Annotated in this window: 19 protein-coding genes; 12 read left to right on the top strand and 7 right to left on the bottom strand. The window is 46.4% G+C overall.

The features are described 5' to 3' along the window. Positions 1–27: 27 nt before the first annotated feature. Positions 28–222: a hypothetical protein gene (locus RAHAQ2_RS25745; RefSeq protein WP_162470875.1), complete on the bottom strand. Its 195-nt coding sequence runs from the start codon at positions 220–222 to the stop codon at positions 28–30. Here RAHAQ2_RS25745 and RAHAQ2_RS08330 point away from each other — a divergent pair. From RAHAQ2_RS08330 to RAHAQ2_RS08305, 6 genes are read left to right on the top strand one after another with little or no spacing between them, the layout of a single operon-like run. Beyond that, positions 221–904, top strand: coding sequence for a VirB8 family type IV secretion system protein (locus RAHAQ2_RS08330; RefSeq protein ID WP_015696802.1), 684 nt, complete (start codon positions 221–223; stop codon positions 902–904). The two genes, RAHAQ2_RS25745 and RAHAQ2_RS08330, sit on opposite strands and share 2 nt — an antisense overlap. Further along, the gene (gene virB9 / locus RAHAQ2_RS08325) at positions 904–1,788 is read left to right on the top strand and encodes a P-type conjugative transfer protein VirB9 (RefSeq protein WP_015696801.1); all 885 of its coding nucleotides are present in this window, start codon (positions 904–906) and stop codon (positions 1,786–1,788) included. The genes RAHAQ2_RS08330 and virB9 overlap by 1 nt, the downstream gene beginning before the upstream one ends. After that, the gene (virB10, locus tag RAHAQ2_RS08320; protein ID WP_015696800.1) at positions 1,785–3,080 is read left to right on the top strand and encodes a VirB10/TraB/TrbI family type IV secretion system protein; all 1,296 of its coding nucleotides are present in this window, start codon (positions 1,785–1,787) and stop codon (positions 3,078–3,080) included. The genes virB9 and virB10 overlap by 4 nt, the downstream gene beginning before the upstream one ends. Further along, on the top strand, positions 3,070–4,098 hold the full coding sequence (gene virB11 / locus RAHAQ2_RS08315) for a P-type DNA transfer ATPase VirB11 (RefSeq protein WP_015696799.1): 1,029 nt from the start codon (positions 3,070–3,072) through the stop codon (positions 4,096–4,098). Before virB10 ends, virB11 begins: the two co-directional genes overlap by 11 nt. 49 nt (positions 4,099–4,147) lie before the next feature. Next, entirely contained in the window at positions 4,148–4,450 is a 303-nt protein-coding gene (locus tag RAHAQ2_RS08310) for a TrbM/KikA/MpfK family conjugal transfer protein (protein WP_015696798.1), read from the top strand. Positions 4,451–4,468: 18 nt separating this feature from the next. Then, the gene (locus tag RAHAQ2_RS08305) at positions 4,469–4,774 is read left to right on the top strand and encodes a hypothetical protein (RefSeq protein ID WP_015696797.1); all 306 of its coding nucleotides are present in this window, start codon (positions 4,469–4,471) and stop codon (positions 4,772–4,774) included. Positions 4,775–5,694: 920 nt separating this feature from the next. On the opposite strand, the gene RAHAQ2_RS08300 is transcribed toward RAHAQ2_RS08305, so the two are convergent. The 4 genes from RAHAQ2_RS08300 to RAHAQ2_RS08285 form a co-directional block, all read right to left on the bottom strand. After that, on the bottom strand, positions 5,695–7,065 hold the full coding sequence (locus RAHAQ2_RS08300; protein WP_015696796.1) for a hypothetical protein: 1,371 nt from the start codon (positions 7,063–7,065) through the stop codon (positions 5,695–5,697). 149 nt (positions 7,066–7,214) lie between these two features. Then, a complete protein-coding gene (locus tag RAHAQ2_RS08295; RefSeq protein ID WP_015696795.1) occupies positions 7,215–7,532 on the bottom strand; it encodes a hypothetical protein in 318 nt (105 codons plus the stop codon). Continuing rightward, positions 7,525–8,160: a nucleotidyltransferase domain-containing protein gene (locus RAHAQ2_RS08290; RefSeq protein ID WP_015696794.1), complete on the bottom strand. Its 636-nt coding sequence runs from the start codon at positions 8,158–8,160 to the stop codon at positions 7,525–7,527. Before RAHAQ2_RS08290 ends, RAHAQ2_RS08295 begins: the two co-directional genes overlap by 8 nt. Before the next feature lie 2 nt (positions 8,161–8,162). Continuing rightward, complete coding sequence (locus RAHAQ2_RS08285; protein ID WP_015696793.1) at positions 8,163–8,972, bottom strand: pentapeptide repeat-containing protein; 810 nt, start codon at positions 8,970–8,972, stop codon at positions 8,163–8,165. Positions 8,973–9,366: 394 nt separating this feature from the next. Between RAHAQ2_RS08285 and RAHAQ2_RS08280 the strand changes: the two genes are divergently transcribed. From RAHAQ2_RS08280 to RAHAQ2_RS08265, 4 genes are all read left to right on the top strand, one after another. Then, positions 9,367–11,238: a type IV secretory system conjugative DNA transfer family protein gene (locus RAHAQ2_RS08280; RefSeq protein ID WP_015696792.1), complete on the top strand. Its 1,872-nt coding sequence runs from the start codon at positions 9,367–9,369 to the stop codon at positions 11,236–11,238. A 10-nt stretch (positions 11,239–11,248) separates the two neighbouring features. After that, complete coding sequence (gene mobC / locus RAHAQ2_RS08275; RefSeq protein ID WP_015696791.1) at positions 11,249–11,995, top strand: MobC family replication-relaxation protein; 747 nt, start codon at positions 11,249–11,251, stop codon at positions 11,993–11,995. Positions 11,996–12,102: 107 nt separating this feature from the next. Next, on the top strand, positions 12,103–12,390 hold the full coding sequence (locus RAHAQ2_RS08270) for a hypothetical protein (protein WP_015696790.1): 288 nt from the start codon (positions 12,103–12,105) through the stop codon (positions 12,388–12,390). A 235-nt stretch (positions 12,391–12,625) separates the two neighbouring features. After that, positions 12,626–12,805, top strand: coding sequence for a hypothetical protein (locus RAHAQ2_RS08265; RefSeq protein WP_015696789.1), 180 nt, complete (start codon positions 12,626–12,628; stop codon positions 12,803–12,805). Between the two features lie 27 nt (positions 12,806–12,832). On the opposite strand, the gene RAHAQ2_RS08260 is transcribed toward RAHAQ2_RS08265, so the two are convergent. Next, positions 12,833–14,170 (bottom strand): HEPN/Toprim-associated domain-containing protein, encoded by a 1,338-nt coding sequence (locus RAHAQ2_RS08260; protein WP_015696788.1) that lies wholly within the window; start codon positions 14,168–14,170, stop codon positions 12,833–12,835. A 382-nt stretch (positions 14,171–14,552) separates the two neighbouring features. Here RAHAQ2_RS08260 and RAHAQ2_RS08255 point away from each other — a divergent pair, with 382 nt between their 5' ends. Continuing rightward, positions 14,553–15,113: a hypothetical protein gene (locus RAHAQ2_RS08255; RefSeq protein WP_015696787.1), complete on the top strand. Its 561-nt coding sequence runs from the start codon at positions 14,553–14,555 to the stop codon at positions 15,111–15,113. A gap of 306 nt (positions 15,114–15,419) precedes the next feature. Further along, on the top strand, positions 15,420–15,857 hold the full coding sequence (locus RAHAQ2_RS08250; protein ID WP_015696786.1) for a hypothetical protein: 438 nt from the start codon (positions 15,420–15,422) through the stop codon (positions 15,855–15,857). Positions 15,858–16,395: 538 nt separating this feature from the next. Here RAHAQ2_RS08250 and RAHAQ2_RS08245 read toward each other — a convergent pair. Next, positions 16,396–17,484, bottom strand: a complete 1,089-nt coding sequence (locus RAHAQ2_RS08245) for a hypothetical protein (RefSeq protein WP_015696784.1) — start codon at positions 17,482–17,484, stop codon at positions 16,396–16,398. Between the last annotated feature and the right edge of the window lie 392 nt (positions 17,485–17,876).

Genomic DNA, 17,876 nt, shown 5'->3' with positions numbered 1-17,876 from the left:
CTCCCGACCACTAATTTCTTTTCTCCGTCACGCCGTGGCCTCTGCCAGCGGTGCGGCCTTCCTGCATTTATCCGATAAGAGGCTTCCATGAAATTCAGCATCTTGCTTCTGGTGCTGTGTGCGCTTACGGGCTGCGCGCAGCATCAGGGCGACCTCCCGCCGGTGTCCGGCGATCCCCAGCCGGTTAATTCCCCTGCCATAATTCAGGAGCTGACTCACCATGTCTGATATTCAGCGCATCATTAATGTTTCCCGCTCTTTTGAATCCATCCTGCTTGAAAAGGAAGAGCGTTCCCGCAAAACAGCCTGGCGGGTGGCCGCTGCCGGGCTGATTCTGGCTGCACTGGCGATCACGACCATTATTATTCTGCTGCCGATGAAAACCACTGACATTGAATTGTGGTCGGTGGATAAACAGACCGGTCGTTATGAGTATATGACCCGCATTAAAGAGCGGGATATTGCGTCTGAAAAAGCGTTGGCCCATTCACTGGCGGCACACTATGTCAGACTCCGCGAAGGATATAATTATTTCTCCCTCCAGCGTGATTATGACGACGTACAGTTATTTAACAGCGACAGCGTGAACCGGGATTATCTGGACGGGTTTAACGGCGACCAGGCTCCGGACGTTATTTTTAATAAAGCCGAATATGTCGTCTATATCGACATTATTTCTAATGTGCACGCGCCTGCCACCGGGCCGGATAACCTGGCAACCCTGCGTATCAAGCGTACCCTTCGCCGTATTTCTGATAATTCAGTGAAAACGGACTTCTGGAATATCCGCCTCACTTACCGTTATGTCCCGCATCAGCTACTGACGGACAGTCAGCGTGAAGTGAACCCGCTGGGCTTTATCGTCACCAGCTACCAGCGCGATAAAGAACTGAGGAGCGAATGATGCTGAAAAACATCCTGCTCCTGACAGGCTTACTCGCGTCATGGGCGACATGGAGCGCCGCAACCCCACGCGGCAGCACGTATGATAGCCGGATGCAGAACGTCTCGTATAACAGCCAGAACGCAACGGTCGTCAATACCCGCCCTGGCTACGTCACCACGCTGCTGTTTGACGACGATGAGACCGTGACTGACGCGCAAGCGGGCTTTCCCAAAGGCTGGACAGTAACGAAAAGTGATAACCGGGTGGACGTCAGCCCGAAACCCATCACCCAGCCGGTGACGGACGCCAGCGACAACAACGTCAGCCAGGTATTTTTACCCACGGCAAAGGACTGGAAGACCAACCTCTTCGTGGTGACCTCAAAGCGTGATTACAGCCTGGAGCTGAACGTGCTGGACCACGATTCCCCCGCGCAGGCGTTCGTTATCCGTTACCACTATCCGGCCGAGGTTCGCCAGCAATCCGCCGCCAGCGCCGCACGTCAGACGCAGCAGCGTGAAAAACAGGAGAAGCAGCAGATAGCAGCGGCATTCGGACAGGCCAGCACGCCGCGCAACTGGCGCTACACCAAACGGGTCGCTGCCGGTTCGGCCACCATCGCACCGGATTTTGCCTGGGATGATGGTCGTTTTGCTTATATCGGTTTTTCCCCCATCAGAACCCTGCCTTCCGTTTTCCGGGTGGTTAACGGACGGGAGCAGGCACTCACGCCCCGGACGGTTAAACAGGGTAACTACATCGTGATGGTGGTGTCGGCATCACCACAACTGGTGCTGCGTTACGGTACCTCGGTGGTGGGGCTCGAAAACGACGGATTCGGGCGCATCCCAATAACCCGCAGCGACACTGTTTCACCGTCCGTTACGCTGGAGGCCAAATGACCGATAAACCTGTCCCGGACGAACCGGAAAAAACCACCGCAGAGCGGGAAGCGGATGCCCGCGAACGCGCCCGGGCGGCAATGGCGTATCAGGAGCCGGAGCAGAGAACACAACCCGGCCAGCCGGAAGTGACCCGTTTTCGTAAGGCATCCGGTCGCCGCACGCTGACCGTCAGCCTGCTGAGTCTGGCGCTGGTGATCGCCCTGGCATCCGGCGGCGATCGTCTTTTCAGTGCATTGAAAGGGGGTAATAAGAAAGAAGCCGACACCGCGCCGCAGCCCTCCTCCGGGAAGACGCTGCATGAGCGTCAAAATCTGGGCATGGACAGTAACCCGTTTGGCCTGTTCGGGCCACACACACAGGACGGAACAGACCCTGTCAGCCAGACCGTTACTCCCGCACCAACGCAGCCACCCGCCCTGAACAAGGCAGCCGCGCTGGCTGACGGGGTGAACAACGCCCGAACAATGCCGGGCGATAATGCACGCACGTCCCCGGGTGAAACGCGCAGCCACGCAGAAACATCCGACAGTGGGTCATCATCCACGACGTACACATCCTGCCCGTCAGTACTGACCAAGGGAAAGGATGGCAGCCTTCGCTGCACGGATACTGCCGCGCCGGAAACGGCTAACAACGACAATCCAGGCGTCGCCCAAGTAACCGGCGTCAGACGGTTGGGCCTCGATCCTAATCTCTATATCCCGGTGGACCGCTATATCCCGTGTTCGATGATGTGGCGCTTCGTGTCCGATGTCGGGGGGCATATTTCCTGCCTGATCAGTGAAGATGTTTACAGCGCCAGCAACCATGTGGCGCTGATCCCGGCGGGAACGGTCGCCCGTGGCATCTACCGCACCGGGGCGCTGCAACACGGACGCAGCCGGATGTTTGTGCTGTGGACGGAGCTGCGTACGCCTGAGCCCGGCAGCCTGCAAATCCCGCTAACTGATACGCAGGCCAGCGGACCGCTCGGCGAGGCGGGGATCGCCGGCTGGATCGACAACCATTTCTGGGAACGCTTCGGCAATGCCCTGATGCTCAGTACCGTGCAGGACGTGGCAGCGGCGGTGTCGGATGCTGCCCCGGGGAAAGACCGCAATACCGACTACACCGAAAACACCCGCGCCGCCACGGCAGAAATGGCGAAAACGACGCTGGACAACAGTATCAATATCCCGCCAACCCTGTACCTGAATCAGGGTGATGTCATCGGCATCATGACCGGCACCGATATTGATTTCTCATCCGTCTGGCAGCTACGACTGAAAAAGAGGTGGTATGAACGCTGAAAACCTGTCGCTGGATTTTATGAAAAACCAGCTGTTTGGTGATTTTATTGCGCAGGACGGCCTGACGGAAATTGCCGTTAACCGGCCGGGTGAACTGCATACCAAAATCCGGGGGAAATGGCGAAGACATGAAGCCCCGATTACGCTGCGCCAGTGTTACGCCTTTGCCAGAGCGCTGGCGTCGTGGCAGGACGATAATATCGACGACACCTCGCCGATCCTTTCCGCCACGCTTGAATCAGGCGAGCGCATTCAGGCCATTATTCCCCCGGCCTGTGAGCGTAATACCGTGTCTATTACGCTGCGCAAACCCTCATTCGGGCAGAAAACGCATCAGTCATGGATTGATGCGGGATTTTATAACCGGGTGACCGGTAAGGAGCGAACGGAAAGCAAAGATGTTGAACTGACCCGCTATTATCAGAGTGAGGATATGCCCCGCTTTATGGAAAAAGCGGTGGAATACGGCAAGACGATTTTTATCGTCGGTGAAACCGGCTCCGGTAAAACTACCTATATGAAAACGCTGCTGCACTCTATTCCCCGGCACCTCAGGCTGACCACCATCGAGGATAATCCCGAAATCCGGTTCTATCACCACACCAATTATGTCCATCTCTTTTATCCGGCGGATGCCGGGGATAATGCCATTATCACGCCCGGCAGACTGATACGCGCCAATTATCGTATGAACCCTGACCGGATATTACTGGCAGAAATTCGCGGACAAGAAGCCTGGGATGCGCTGAAAATCGTCGGTTCCGGGCATGAGGGATTGATGACCTCCCTGCATGCGGGCAGCCCGGAAGAATGTATTGAAGGGTTAATTGACCGCTGCTATGAAAACCCCGACTGCCGGAGCATGCCTTTCGACGTGCTGTTACGCAAGGTGCTTAAGAGCGTTGATGTGATAGTCAGCATTGATATTCACGGTGACATACGCCGGATGAGTGATGTTTATTTTAAACCCCTTCATCTCAATGACATGAGAGGTGTATTCAGTAAAGGGCTTCAATAAATAACTTATCGAATTACGCAACCCTCGTTTAAATATGAAGGTGACCGAAATGAAAAAAACAATATCTTCCGCATTATTACTCTGCATTATGGCGTCATACTCAACCTCCGTCATGGCCGCTGACGCCTGTGAAGTGGTGTTATGCATGTACGGTAAAGCTACCGGTAACGGCGGCGGCAATGAATGCCATTCGGCTGAACGTGCATTCTTTAATATCGTGAAAAAGAACAAGCACGGTTTTCTGCCGGACCACACTGCCGATGCCAGAAAATCGTTCTTACTTGAGTGTGATTCGGCAGACCCGGCAATTATCAGCCAGATAATCAGTAAATTTGGGCGCATGCGTGGTTAATTAACGGAGGTAGTCATCATGACAAAACCGGGTTTTATTCAGCATCCCTGGACACATCAGCGCGGGGATTCCATGAGCGCAGCCTGTGTTATTGAGCACATTGAAAATGAGGCGATGCGTGGATGCGGCCTTTATTATGAAATTTATCACCACCGGGTTATCTGCCGGTTATTGCAATTACTGCAAACGCTGAACGGCACCGACAGAATAACGCTGACAGAGGAAGCTAACCGGCGAGGATTTACGCTGGATGAAACCAGCATTAAAGAAAGTCGTCAGTGTTATTCCAACATCATCAGGGAAATCCGCGAGAGCCAATATTAACCCCTGCCTTAATTTTATTCGCAGGTCTCCTATAGCGCCAAAAAATTTCAGCCGGGTCCGGCTTGAGGCGTGGTGGTTTTCAGGTTTTTACGGCCCGGCACATTTTTCACGGATTAAGGAGTGAAGAAATGTGGGCCGTAAAAATGAGGCAGCGGACAGAATTATTTTCGCGGGTTAAGGAGCGAAAATAGTTCAGGCGCCGCGCCTCACCGGCAAACAGCCGCGCCCACGCGGATTTTGCCGGCCGGGGGAGCCGAATAAATTTCGCCGCCCCAGCGAGCGAAAAGCTGTCGCCCACGACAGCGGTTTATTTGGGGGGCATCGCCCCGCACACCGTCGCGGCTAAGTCTCCGGCCAAAAGCCGGTAGCGTGGCGCGACCACCCTCTTTAAAGGTCAGCTTCCCTTTTATTCCCGCTGCGAGAAACGAGCAAAGGGAAGAAAAAGGCGAAAGCGACCGTCTTAAAGGGGGTGGTCGCGCGTAGCGGGCGACGGTGTGCCGCCGTTGACGTTGGGGGTTTTGGCACGGCGTCCAGCCGCGACATTACCCCCATGCGACAGGCAATAAGGGCGTCCAGCCCGCATGTACTGGTGCACGCCGTTTCGTGCAGGGAAGCATGTTTACCTGCACATGGTCGCACAGCGGCCACCTTCTTTACCCCGGACGTTCGCCCCGCCTTTTCGCCCAACACCGTGGGGCGAACTGATGGGGCGATGTCATGGGGCGAACTGCTGACGAAGGAGGCATCATGATGTTGAAATAAGCAGGATAAGTCGTTGCTTAATCTGGCAGCCGGTCAAGCGAAAAGCTGACATGCGGTAGCGGGTTGACCAACGAGCAAACGGGCGGTAGACCAGATTAGTAGTGATTCTGGTACTACTTTGTTTTTCAGCCAGCATCTAATCGCAGACATAGACAAAATTATTCGGGGAGACTTATCCGAGTAATAGAACCTTGTGGCTGAAATGCAGGATAGTTAGTTCTTACATTTCCATCAGGCAGCAAATAGTGATGAGCTGCGTTTTCAAAGAATGAAGGTGATAGAGGAATAAGTGCATTCGGATTGTGATAAACATCTAACCCTTCGATCCACAATTCCTGGTAACTTGGATCATTAACGTTTAAATAAAACGGCAACGGCTCTGTAGCATTAGGGTCCGGGTTATAGTGTGTTCCGACCCGTCTCATTTGAGTTCCCTCGGGAGCAAAACCATTCGATAACCCCATTCGATTAAATTTCCCGAATGATGCGTCGTTTGAAAATATCACAGCACTAATATGTTCAGAACTCTCCAAATTGAAAAAGCCAGAAGGGATCACTTTACCACCCCATCTATGTTCGTCAATTCGTCGTGGTAGTATTTGTAACTGACCATTATCATCATGCTGCCACTCATGAATATAACCATAGAGATAGTATGCTAATGAGTTTTTGGAAATTTTTCCTGACTCAGGGCTTAGGCAATCAGTAACCGCAAAAATCAAAGGTTTTCCAACGCATGCTTCCTTTAACCAGTACTGTTTCCTCAGCTTGGAAAATAAAGCGCTCCCGAACTTAATTGGGTAATAATTACGCTGAATATCTTCCAATTCTGCCAAGGAAGATGGTACTGGAATGGATTCGACCACACCTCTTGTTACTGTTGGATTTACCGTGGTTGCCTCCACACAAAAATGACCATAGAAACAATTACATATGAAATCAGGAATTGCCCCTCTGGGATCGAGGACTACATCATTCTCAATGAGCATAGCAAATAAATATAACTCCCAAATCCGCTGCTTAAAGCCTGTGGTTTGAAACTGCTCAATAAAGTTTCCGTCGGCATCCTCATACCATCGCATCATGGGTTCAATGATATTTTTTGCGGACAAATGCATCGGGTTGTTAATCAATTGATCAAATAAAGGATCTAGTCTCTCTCGCGTCCTATTCAACGGCGTAAAGAACTCAACTGGAGTTGGGGTATTAACTTCACCTAGGTACTGCAATCGAATATTATCAATATCTTCATGATATTCTTCAATTCGTGTAAATAAATTAACCTTTGCAAGCTCAATATCAGAGAAGAAGTCCGACATAGTTACGTTACGATACCTTTCAGCTTCATCTCTTACCATTATGTTTCCTGCATACTCACCATCGGTATAGTCAAATATCATACAAGCTACAATAAGCAGATCATCTGTTTGATACCAACTGACCTCCTTACTAATAAGTTTAACAGATGGGTTCCTCGCATAAGCCGCAAGCGCATTAAATCTTGATTCTTTAATTGATTGAATTTCCACGCAACTACACCTTGTTAAATTAATTGTAATGACCTGAACCCCAATGGTTAATGCAATGAGGCGTTAGCGTTACCAACTTCTGGCACACAGCCACCAACAGTAATATTCGTGGGGCAGCTCTGAGCAAGTAATATGCATTGACTTTGAATTCAACGATTTGTCTTTTGTAACATTTTACTCTCCATTTCAAGCTGTAGTTCTGACAACTGATTATCTACTTTCTCACAGAGAGCTTCATAGTCTTCAGTTATTTGCTCCTGACTCTTATTAGCTAAGAAAAATAGAGTTCCTGACATTAACTTCAGTAATAACACCGCAGAGTCACAATTACCAACCCCATTATTTCTTGACCATCTATCTATTGCTTTTTCTGTTAAACTTAGTAATGGCTCTGAGAATAAACCTGATCCGTTTATTATTTTTAAAGCATTTCTCTGAGCTATTATTCTATTGTTAAACTCACTCATATTCGTCACCAATAATTATATTTATTATTTCTTCCATCCAAGAGTCAATTTTATCTAACATATTTTTCACTTTATCAATATCATTGGAATTTAGAAGTTCACCTACCCCCCTTGTGCATAATACTCTAGCCCTTTCAAGTAATTCATAAGTTAAATCATCGATAGGGATGCTGTGAACAACTATCTTACGTGCTGAATTTCGTGAAAAGTCGGGCCTTATATTATTGAATAAAGAGTAGCATGTTGCAAAATTTCGTATCGCCAAAAATACCGATGACAAATCAAATATTTCTGTAAGATCTGATGTTTCAATCGATTTTTTAGCAGAAAGGAATATTTCACGGAATTTCTTGCAATCAGCTAAACCTGATTTATAAGCGTTCGGCTCCCCTAAAGAACGTAAATAGTCTGAACTATCTGGGGAATAGATTAGTTTAGACTCTAAAAAGAGGTGCCAGGCAAATGGGTTGCCTTGTTCCCAAAGCTCATTAATTCGCGCATAGGAGTAAATAGAGTAATCCTTAGGATTAAACCTCTCATCTCGGCCATTGACAATAGCTAGCAAGTCAACATCCGAAAATGAATCAACCTCACCTCGACATACTGATCCAAAAGCGTAAATATGCATAATTAACGCCTATTAAAACGTTTAATGATAATAGACATGAAGAAACCAAACATGATTAATCTAACCAAAACAATTACGGTTAGATAAGACGTAGGATATATAATTGGAATATTAACCCCTAGGAATATCTGTGGTGAAAGAAGCAATGCTTCAAAATATGAACTTACTAGTTTTGGATTGCCAAAATTAAAAACATGAATTCCGGCAATAGCGATTAGTATCAGCATAACCGCTCTACACAATTTATATGCTGACTCTCCGTTCCCCCAAATCAAATCCAGAAGTTTGAATTCAGTCCATTCACCAAATGTTTTTAAGCGATTAATTCCTTTATACTTTTTTCGATAATATGATTCTTTAGATTTCCAACTCTTGTGAAGATGAGCTTCAGTTGCTTGAAGTTCGATAGCAATGGCTTTATTTGCAGATTTTGAATCGCCGATTTGCTGGTAATTTAATCGCAATGAACGAGCAAATTTAAGTTTCAAATTCTCGAGGCCTGGGCAGCCAACATCGAGAATATCATTATCAATATGCGTTTTATCAAATGTAGCATAATCAAACTTACAACCATTAAAGTTTGACCCTAGTAGGTTGCAATTCAGAAATCTACATCCGGTAAAATCACAATCCTGAAAGCTACAGTTTCTAATGTAGGCGGCATCAAAAATACAGTAACGAAAGTTCACATTTTTGAACTCAATTTTCAATGCTACTAACCGCTCAAACAATTTATTAACAAAACCCACCTGAGTTACTAAAGAATCGAATTTTTTGTCTGAAAGCTTTTCTCTTCCGCTATCTTTTATCATCTTAAGCTCTACGTATTAATTCATTGAACCATAAGGATCATACCAGGTCTCGAGGTGGATTTGTAGCCATACTGACCTATCCCTAGGCCCAAACCCAATACTCATTAATAACTTCAGATTCTGGCACAGTGCTTCTGTTGCAGTCCTGACATACTTAGAATTTATCTGACTCAGATATCCCAGTGTATCCCTAACTGGCACAAGGCAACAACTTGATGACGTGCGAAACTTCCTAGCGCACGCCGTTCGGTGCTTGGAAGTGTATTTCCTGCATGTGACCGCAACGCGCCGAATCTGTTTATCCCATTCACCTGCCCATCCGTACTCACCACGGTGCTGGGCGAATGGAAGGAGCAATACGCTAGTATGAGTTACCAACCAAGCAGGTACCTTAATGTTATATAAAATGTCTGTTTCACTATCGCTGATAGTGGATGGCGCGCTGAGCTCCATTGCTTTTACGCAACAGCATCAGCTGATGCTGGCGCTGTTATCGGGGCTAACCATGCCGTTTTTCGCGTCGATGAAAAGCGATGAACGGCAAAAAGCCCCATTGTGGCAAAAGCTGATTATTGCTTTTTCTCTGCTGTGTTTTCTTTCGGGTACGATGGCCCCGGTTGTTATTCGGATTTCCCAGTGGCTTTATAAAGGCCGGGTAGTCGCCAGCATTCCTGTTCTGGCATGGCCGGTACTGATTACCTTTACCGTAACAGGCTTTATTTTCCATATTCTGCTGCGCAGGGTATTAACACCTGAATTAGACAAAATAAAAAAACGCCTCGTCAGGAAAACCGCACTTGAACGGGAATTACGCACCGATGTCCGCACGGTGAAATCACTGCTGCCGGAAACGCTGCATTATGATCCGCTGGATTATATCGATCTGAACAAAGGGTTATTTATTGGCATTGACCGAGATACTCACCCGATGTATTTGCCGTTAAAAGACTGGCAAAAACAACACGCGGATATTATCGGCACCACCGGCGCCGGTAAAGGGGTTGCCACCGGCATATTACTTTATCAAAGTATTCTGGCCGGTGAAGGCGTATTTGTTATGGACCCCAAAGATGATGAATGGGCACCCCACCTATACCGCAAATCCTGCGAAGATGCAGGGAAACCCTTTGCCTTGATTGACCTGCGAAAGCCCCAATACCAGTTAAACCTGATTGAAGAGATCACCGCCGAAGAGCTGGAAGAATTGTTTGTTGCCGGGTTCAGCCTGGCAGAAAAAGGTCAGGAATCTGACTTTTATCGCATTGACGACCGGAAAGCTGCCCGGATAGCCGCGCAGTTTGTCACCCGTAATACTGCCTCAACCATTCGGGATGTGTATAACGGAGACTACGTTCAGGGTATTGCCGATAAAATAAAAGCCTTTTTTGGGAAAATCGAAGAGCTGGCCTTACTCAATGCCATCAATGCCCCCACCGGATTTTCACTAAATACGATATTCGAGGAAGGTGGTTGCTGTTATGTGATTGGCTCAATGCGCAACAGCAAAATCATTACCGCTCAGCGCATGCTGCTAGTTCGCCTGTACCAGTTGGCAGAAAGGCGCGAGCGAGTGAAAAACGTGCCACGCCCCATTGCTATTTATCTTTCCGAACTGAAATACCATTTATCCAGGCCCGCACTGGAAGGTTTAGGCGCGGCACGCGATAAAGGCGTGCATATTATTATGGACCATCAGTCTATTGCCGATTTAAAAGACTGTCCGGCAGATTTGAAAGGTGATGCCGTTGTCGGTGCGGTCGTTGAGAACGCTAAATTCAAACTGGTTTATCGGGTCATGGATCCGGACACCGCTGAATGGGTAGCCAGGATGTCAGGCACCATATTAGTCGATGATGAGGTCCGCAAAGCGAAAACCGATGCCGTGCTTACAGAGACTATCGACAATGAACGCACTATCAGGCAGGCAGAGCGTTTCTTTACCGACAGCAATATGATCCTGAACCTACCCGATTTTGTCAGCTTTATCTTTACGACGAAGACACTTCCCTCCGCCTCACTGATTTCCCCAATCAGGGTGAAAAAACGTGAACTGGAGATCTGTGCCGTTTCGCCCGCGATTGCCGCCACCGCCGCAACGGTAAATATCACCCTGGATTTTAGCGAGGAGGAAACTTCCCCCGGACCCGCATCAAAGACGGATATCACCACAACGCGACCCGATCTTTTTTTTGATAATACGGACGAAGAAGACACAACAACACCGAACGCCGATAAAGAGGAAAACCCATCATTGCTGGATTTTTAAAGGGGGAATGATGCTGATCACCACATATAGCGAACGCCAGACGCGACAACTCGAAAAAATACAACGACTACTGAATTTCCTGAAAGAAGAAACGTACAGTGATTTTAAAACGCTGATGCTGCTGTTTGGCTTCAGGGATCATAAATCGCTATATTCCCTGCTTTCAAAAGTCGAGGGCATGGGCTTAATACAAAAGCACGTCCTGGTATCGCGCACGATGAAAATTTCATTATGGGGCATAACCAGTGACGGACTGGCCGTTGTGTTAACCCCAAACGATGCGCTTTTCCCAGCACGGTTTGAGCCTTCAAAAATCACCGGCTGGACGCTGGAACATCACCTTGATAATCAGACCGCCCGTATCATCCTTGAGCAAAAAGGCGCATCCGGATGGATAAATGGCGATCGCACAACCTTCCTCAGTCGTTACCAGGTCAGTCACCGACCGGACGGTCTGATTACCCTCCCCGGCGGCACCGTGATCGCCATTGAGACCGAGCGTCGTCTGAAAACCAGAGCCCGTTATCAGTCGATCATCGCCAGCCATTTGCTGGCACGCACCCGTAAAGACTGGATTTACGTTTTTTATATCGTGCCAGACACGCAGAAAAAGCGCGGTCTTGAAAGGCTGTTTGACAGCATCCGGCACGTCATCGTTAACCATCAACACATTCCGCTGGAAACCCGCCACCGGAATGTCTTCCGCATCTATACGCTCGACGAGTTGCAACGGATCGATTTAGACCACGGCATATAGTTCTTCTCTATCACTTACAGTCCCAACCCACCCAACCAGCAGCGCAACGACCTGAAATAATGCCCCTCTAAATACTCACCCAAAATAAGAACAGACAGGACACCAGAATGAACAGAGAAACTGACCAACTTTCGGACGTACCGACTGAAATGAGCGCAAAAGCGCTGGTGACATGGATGACGCATTCCGCATTGCAGGACATACCGCGCGAAGCATTACTGGTTCGCGGCCACGATTTTGTGTACGCCCTGCACGCAAATTTTGTGCTGCTACGTGACGTTCTGTCAGAAACGCTGGAAGATATTGAGCAGCAGAGCCATGACCTCGAAGAAAGACTGGATAGCCTGGAACAGCGGCTGCAGACGCTCCAGAAAGATACTGATAATTTGTATTAGCTCAGACTTGGCCTGGCACAACTACGACACAGGGCCAAACCTAATCTGACAGGCAGCTCTGTGCTAGGAGCGGTCATTGCTGACATCAAAATGTGTTAATCAACAGGGAACAGGTCAAACCTTCAGTCCACGTTAACAGCGGGGGCGAATATTTCGTTGCCCGCATCAAATTATGTTGGCATTCCCACTGTCGTGACACGACGCTGAGTGTTCCCAAACACACAGGAAACAGAAAATGAACGTGAATACTGAGATTTTGAAACTCTGGCAATCCAGGGGCGAAAACGAGCGCACCGGATCCGATGCGGAGAGGGTGGCAGATATTGCCTGGGAGCAGGGGTTACAACTTCACCGCAACCGGCAGGAACATTACCAACGAGTGATGTACCTAATTGGCCATCGCAATATCGGCTAACTCATACAGGCCGCACATGCGGCCTTTTTAATCTGGATATTGAACATCTACTTCATTTTTTCGAATTTCTGATGAGATTTTTGAACACGCCTTTATTAATTCATCCAAGACAATAGCGAGTTTGGCAAAATCATATTTGCTAAAATCCTTACTCCCTGGTTTTAGTTTCATGAATTTTTTCGTGTAATAGTCTTTATTTTCCAGCGCGCCTTGATAAGCATCGCTTTCCTTTTTGTAATTTGACCATCGAATTTGAGCTTCATCATAATCAGAAAATCTTAGATCCAGATAGCATTCAATCGCTACAGCCCGGCCATTGATGTTTTCATAGGTAACGCCGTGAGGACCAATAGCTGGAAATTGATTAAAATCAGGAAGATCAGGCAGATGAATACAGTAAATATTGTGAGGCAATGCAAGTTTGCGGATTTTTTCATATGCTTCAATCCCTTCGCAATCATTATCTAAAACGAAAACAATCAAGTTTTGAATGTCGATTTTTACGAGTCCAGCTGCGAACTTAACCAGATTTCCTGAACCAGTGAACGGGTACCCTTCACTCATGTCGATAAAGTGGAAAAAATCTTCTATATCAGGCCGTAAGAGATGCAATGCATATTTGATTACGTTGGAGTCGGTGCTTCCCTCGGTGGCAATCAGGAACTTGTCACGTCTGCGAGCATTTACCTGAATATCTTTTATATTCGCATAACCAGCAGAAACTAGATCTCCGTAATCCCAAGTGACGAATTCATTATAATTATTTGGATTTTCGGCCAAAAGTCGCATTACAGAATATGGATGCAGTATGCTAACTAAAGTCCCAAAAGCAGATTTTTCAGACCATGCATTATTAAAGGTATTGTCGTATTGAGGTATTCTGTTTAATAACTCATCATTATTAAATCTGCCCATGATAAGCTCGCGTTCTTTTTTCCTATCTTTTAAGCTAATATAATTATCGTTTAGTTCGCTAATGTTTACGCTCTTGATGAAGTTAACGAATTCATCAAAGCCCATCATGTTACTAATTGGCTTTGCATATTCCGGACAGGATTCGTTAAATTCCTCTTGGTATTCAATTGAATCTTTAGCCATGAGTTCATACTCATAGCGTATATTTTCAAGGGTGAAACCCAACAACTCCAATCGGTAAGCTACTTGCCCCAAAGGTTTACGCAACACAGTACGACAGAGGATGCCATCAGGAGTGTCGTAGTCTTCTCCTTCCTCTATTTGATCTTCATTTAGTGGCTTGACGTGATGATCGGCACTTTGAAACAGCCCTCCATGATCTATACCCAGCGAGTTCTTAGTCGAATCTAGCTCCATTCCTGACACTTCAAGAGAAATCACAGTACCCATAGTTCAACCTTTGAATGGCATTTTCCGTAGTACCGGAATACTACCAATACGCCGATTGCGCATCCATGATTTGAACTGGCTTCCATACTCTGTTTTTAGCAAATTGGACTAACCCCACCCCGGTAGCGTCTGCTCCTCGCTCATAGCTGCCGAAGATTTTCTAGAGGCAGCTCCGTGCCAGGAGCAGACATTTCACACTTCTGCTTATGTGGACAAAATCGGTATGCCACTACTCTTTATAGAATTTATATCAATAGTTAAGATAAAATGAAGGTTAATTGGAGTTTCATTCGGTTATATAGACCCACCGTTCAATTAATGGTGGACTCAGAAATTATCACTGCCAGGGTTCATGTAAACAATACAGGTAAGGGAATATCAGATGCCATCTCAATACACATTCAATGACCTGCTCGGGCTGCTTGTTTTTTCACGGAAATATCACTTTCTCCACAATGATCTGGACTGCCTGATCATTGCATGGGCTGAAGATCAAATCACCGAAGGAAATGATTCGGAGACTCTTTTAATTCTCGCTTCACTAGGGCTTGATAAGCAACCTGAACGGACCGAGGTTGAATTATATATGTCACGGTACATGGCAGAGCAGCGGATAGATCTGCCACAGCTAAAAACAGCAGCATTGGTCTGGATCAAGCTATTTATGAGCCAACTTTCCCAGTGCGCGTCCATCCATGATGCAGAACAGAAAATGTATTTTCTGGTGTGTCATTGGCTTGAACCTGACGTAAAGATTTTCGCGGCGGTGATCGATACCCTGAAATCGCTTTACTGGCATCTCTTTGATGAATGGGAGGGACCTGGCACAAGCGAAGCAGTAAGGATGGAGGAGTCAGAATTCTTTGAGCTGATTAATCGTGCGATGCTGCCCTATTCCCGTAAAATTGAGAACCCAGATTGGCTGGATCTGCTTGTTCGGTAATTTTTACCAGCATCCTGAAAGGTGCCTTTCCTGTGTGCATAATTCCATCTGATTTGAATTCCTTTTCGTATTCTACTTGAGTATATCCAGCAAAAAACATCACCGTTCAGCCTAGGAACCTAGACACAAAAGTTAACCTAACTGAATAGCCGCTCTGTGCCAGGATCGGACGGTTTGTAATAATTCATGCTATTTAAAAGAGTTTTGCATATCATTGGACACTTAATAATCTCATCTAGCCCTGATAGCTGAGGGTAGGAAAGAAATACAATTAAGCATTTAGTAAGCCACTGAAAGGAGATACGGATGAGCTCACTACCAGACCAAAAGATTGTATTTAAACAGCCTGATCTATGTCATCACTGCCAATCTCACTATGTAAGTGATGTTAAGATTATGACTATTGAAAAGAATTTGAGTTACGGTTGGAGGATCCACGGTAAAGGAACTCTACATGTTGAATGCAGATGCCCGATGTGTGGCATGATGTACACCGCTGCTGAAACAATGATACCAATTGAATGTGATAGCTATCTTTGTCCAAGTTGTAATGATGCAGCAAACCTTGAATACAAAGTTTGCAAAATAGAAAGAAACGAGAATTATTTTACATTTGAGGCCGAAATTTTTTGCAAAAAATGTCATAAGACAAATAAATTTAGCCACGCATTGAAGAGATTTTTAAATATAAAGAAAGTAGAAATAAAAATAACTGGGATTACTATTGAGCGATTTAACGAATAGGAATAAATGTATGGTTGCTGATTTTCAATATTTTTCATTGTTGAAATATATTGAAAACGATAAAATAGTCACGCATGTGATGATTAAAAATACGTCATAACAAAAAATGTGAGTGGAATTTCATCATAAAAATATAACTCTATGTTTCAAGTATAATAGCGACTTATCGCTCATAGCTGCCGGTTAAGAATCTCGCATTCAGCATGATAGGAGACAGTCCTCATCGCTGATGGACTGAATTGATCGCGCGTCTAGGGGGGAACTGCCGGGCCCGGACGTCCCAGTGTGTCAGAAGCGGACGTTGTTATCCCCGTGACGTGTAAATCTGTTGGGAGCAGATCCTGGGAGATTCGAATGCTGTATAGCCGCATGAATAATACATAATGGAGTGAGATCCTCATGGCAATGAATAGCATGGAATCTCCTCCTTTATGGAAGTACCAGTCAGGAGATGATGATTTGCGGAAAAGCACCACTTGGGCAGTAATTTACCTTAAAAAGGTCTGGGGAACATGTCAGTCCAAACCATCAGACTTAATCAGTCATCATAAAGAAGTTTCTCATTTCCGCTGCAAAAACTGCAACCAACAAGCGCACTCATCTCAGGAATGTTCGTTGAATTTGCACCACAATACTCGCATGAGCCAACAGCTTCATGAAGGGTTAAGCAACTGACACAAAGATAGCTACCTCCAAAATCACAAACAGTTTCATAACCCTCACAATCTGAACAACTAGCAGGTCCCCCCATTATCATCGCGTCCTCTGGGGAACAATCGCTTTCATCCAGTAATTCAATTTTAGGCTCGGAGTGCTGGCATTCTTCACATGTAAAATCCAGCTCACCATCAGGTTCAATACGTTGCTTGATGCCACACTCCGGACATAAGACTTCGACGTAGACATCGGCAATGCCACATACCAAACAGTTTGACTCATACCGCGTATGATCACATTCCTCATTAAATGCTGAACGAACAGCAGCCTTTTGTTTACAAATTGGGCAGGGAACTATAGTTTTTCCTTCGTCCCGGTGACGCTTTAGAGTGTCAGCGAGCGAGCGAAATTTTGCCTTGCTATAGTACAACGAGGATCGTAGTAAACGGCTCTCGTCGTTGAGCAGTTTGTGATACAAAGCAACACCAATGATAGTCATCCAGTCCTTACGAATCAGCTGATAAAGACGAAACCAGGCATCGGCTTGTTCGTCGAGAATTTGCTGTACCTCAGTATCCGTAAATTTTGGGTGATAGAAATGAACCAGACGATTTCGGTGCTTCCTGACTTTGTCGAATGCTTGATGGGTTTCGCTGCTTAGTGGTTTATTGAGAACATCACGAAGGAGGTTGCGAGTTTCATCATAGGTTATTGACTGAAAGTCGCCATCCTGAAAATCCTGTTTCTTGGGGGGCGATTTTCGGCTGCATATAAGACTCCAGTGTTCATGAGCCAAAGGAACCTTTAGGAGGATCTCGACTGCGGTCCAGAAACTAACGACCGAGAACTTCGGTTTGGATTTCTTTAACTCTTCGCGAGCCTGATCAAGAAAGTCCAGACCATTGTTTATAAGAGCCTGAACTTCCTTACTGAGTTTAGCTTCCGGTAAGGACCCATTTTCTTCCTGCATTTACTATTCCTTAAATCAATTATGTCCACACTGCAACTGCAGTGCGTCTTGGGCATTCAGTAAGAACTTCTCCAGTAGCAGTATTGATAATACGGGTATCTTATTTTTCATTATAAAATTTAACACCTCTATTCATGCTTATGCATATTTATTGACGTAACTCGCTGGGCGGAGTTCCATAACGTAAATGTGTGATTCAATAAATAAAATACAAATCAATCACTTTTTCAAGGATAAGTTCAGATGGCCGGGATAGGGTGAAGCTAAAATGTCTGCTGTGTGCCAAAAGCGGACGGCTCGTTTGTTAATCGTCAGATCTTCAGGAGCAAATCACCAAAGTAGGTGAAAAAAAACTAATCAAAAGTTTATGGCCTCACTACTACATCAGGCCG

It is taken from the genome of Rahnella aquatilis CIP 78.65 = ATCC 33071, from assembly GCF_000241955.1.
In the GTDB taxonomy this organism is placed as follows: domain Bacteria; phylum Pseudomonadota; class Gammaproteobacteria; order Enterobacterales; family Enterobacteriaceae; genus Rahnella; species Rahnella aquatilis.
Note: the sequence above shows the minus strand (reverse complement) of the source record. Positions and strands in the feature narration are given on the sequence as shown.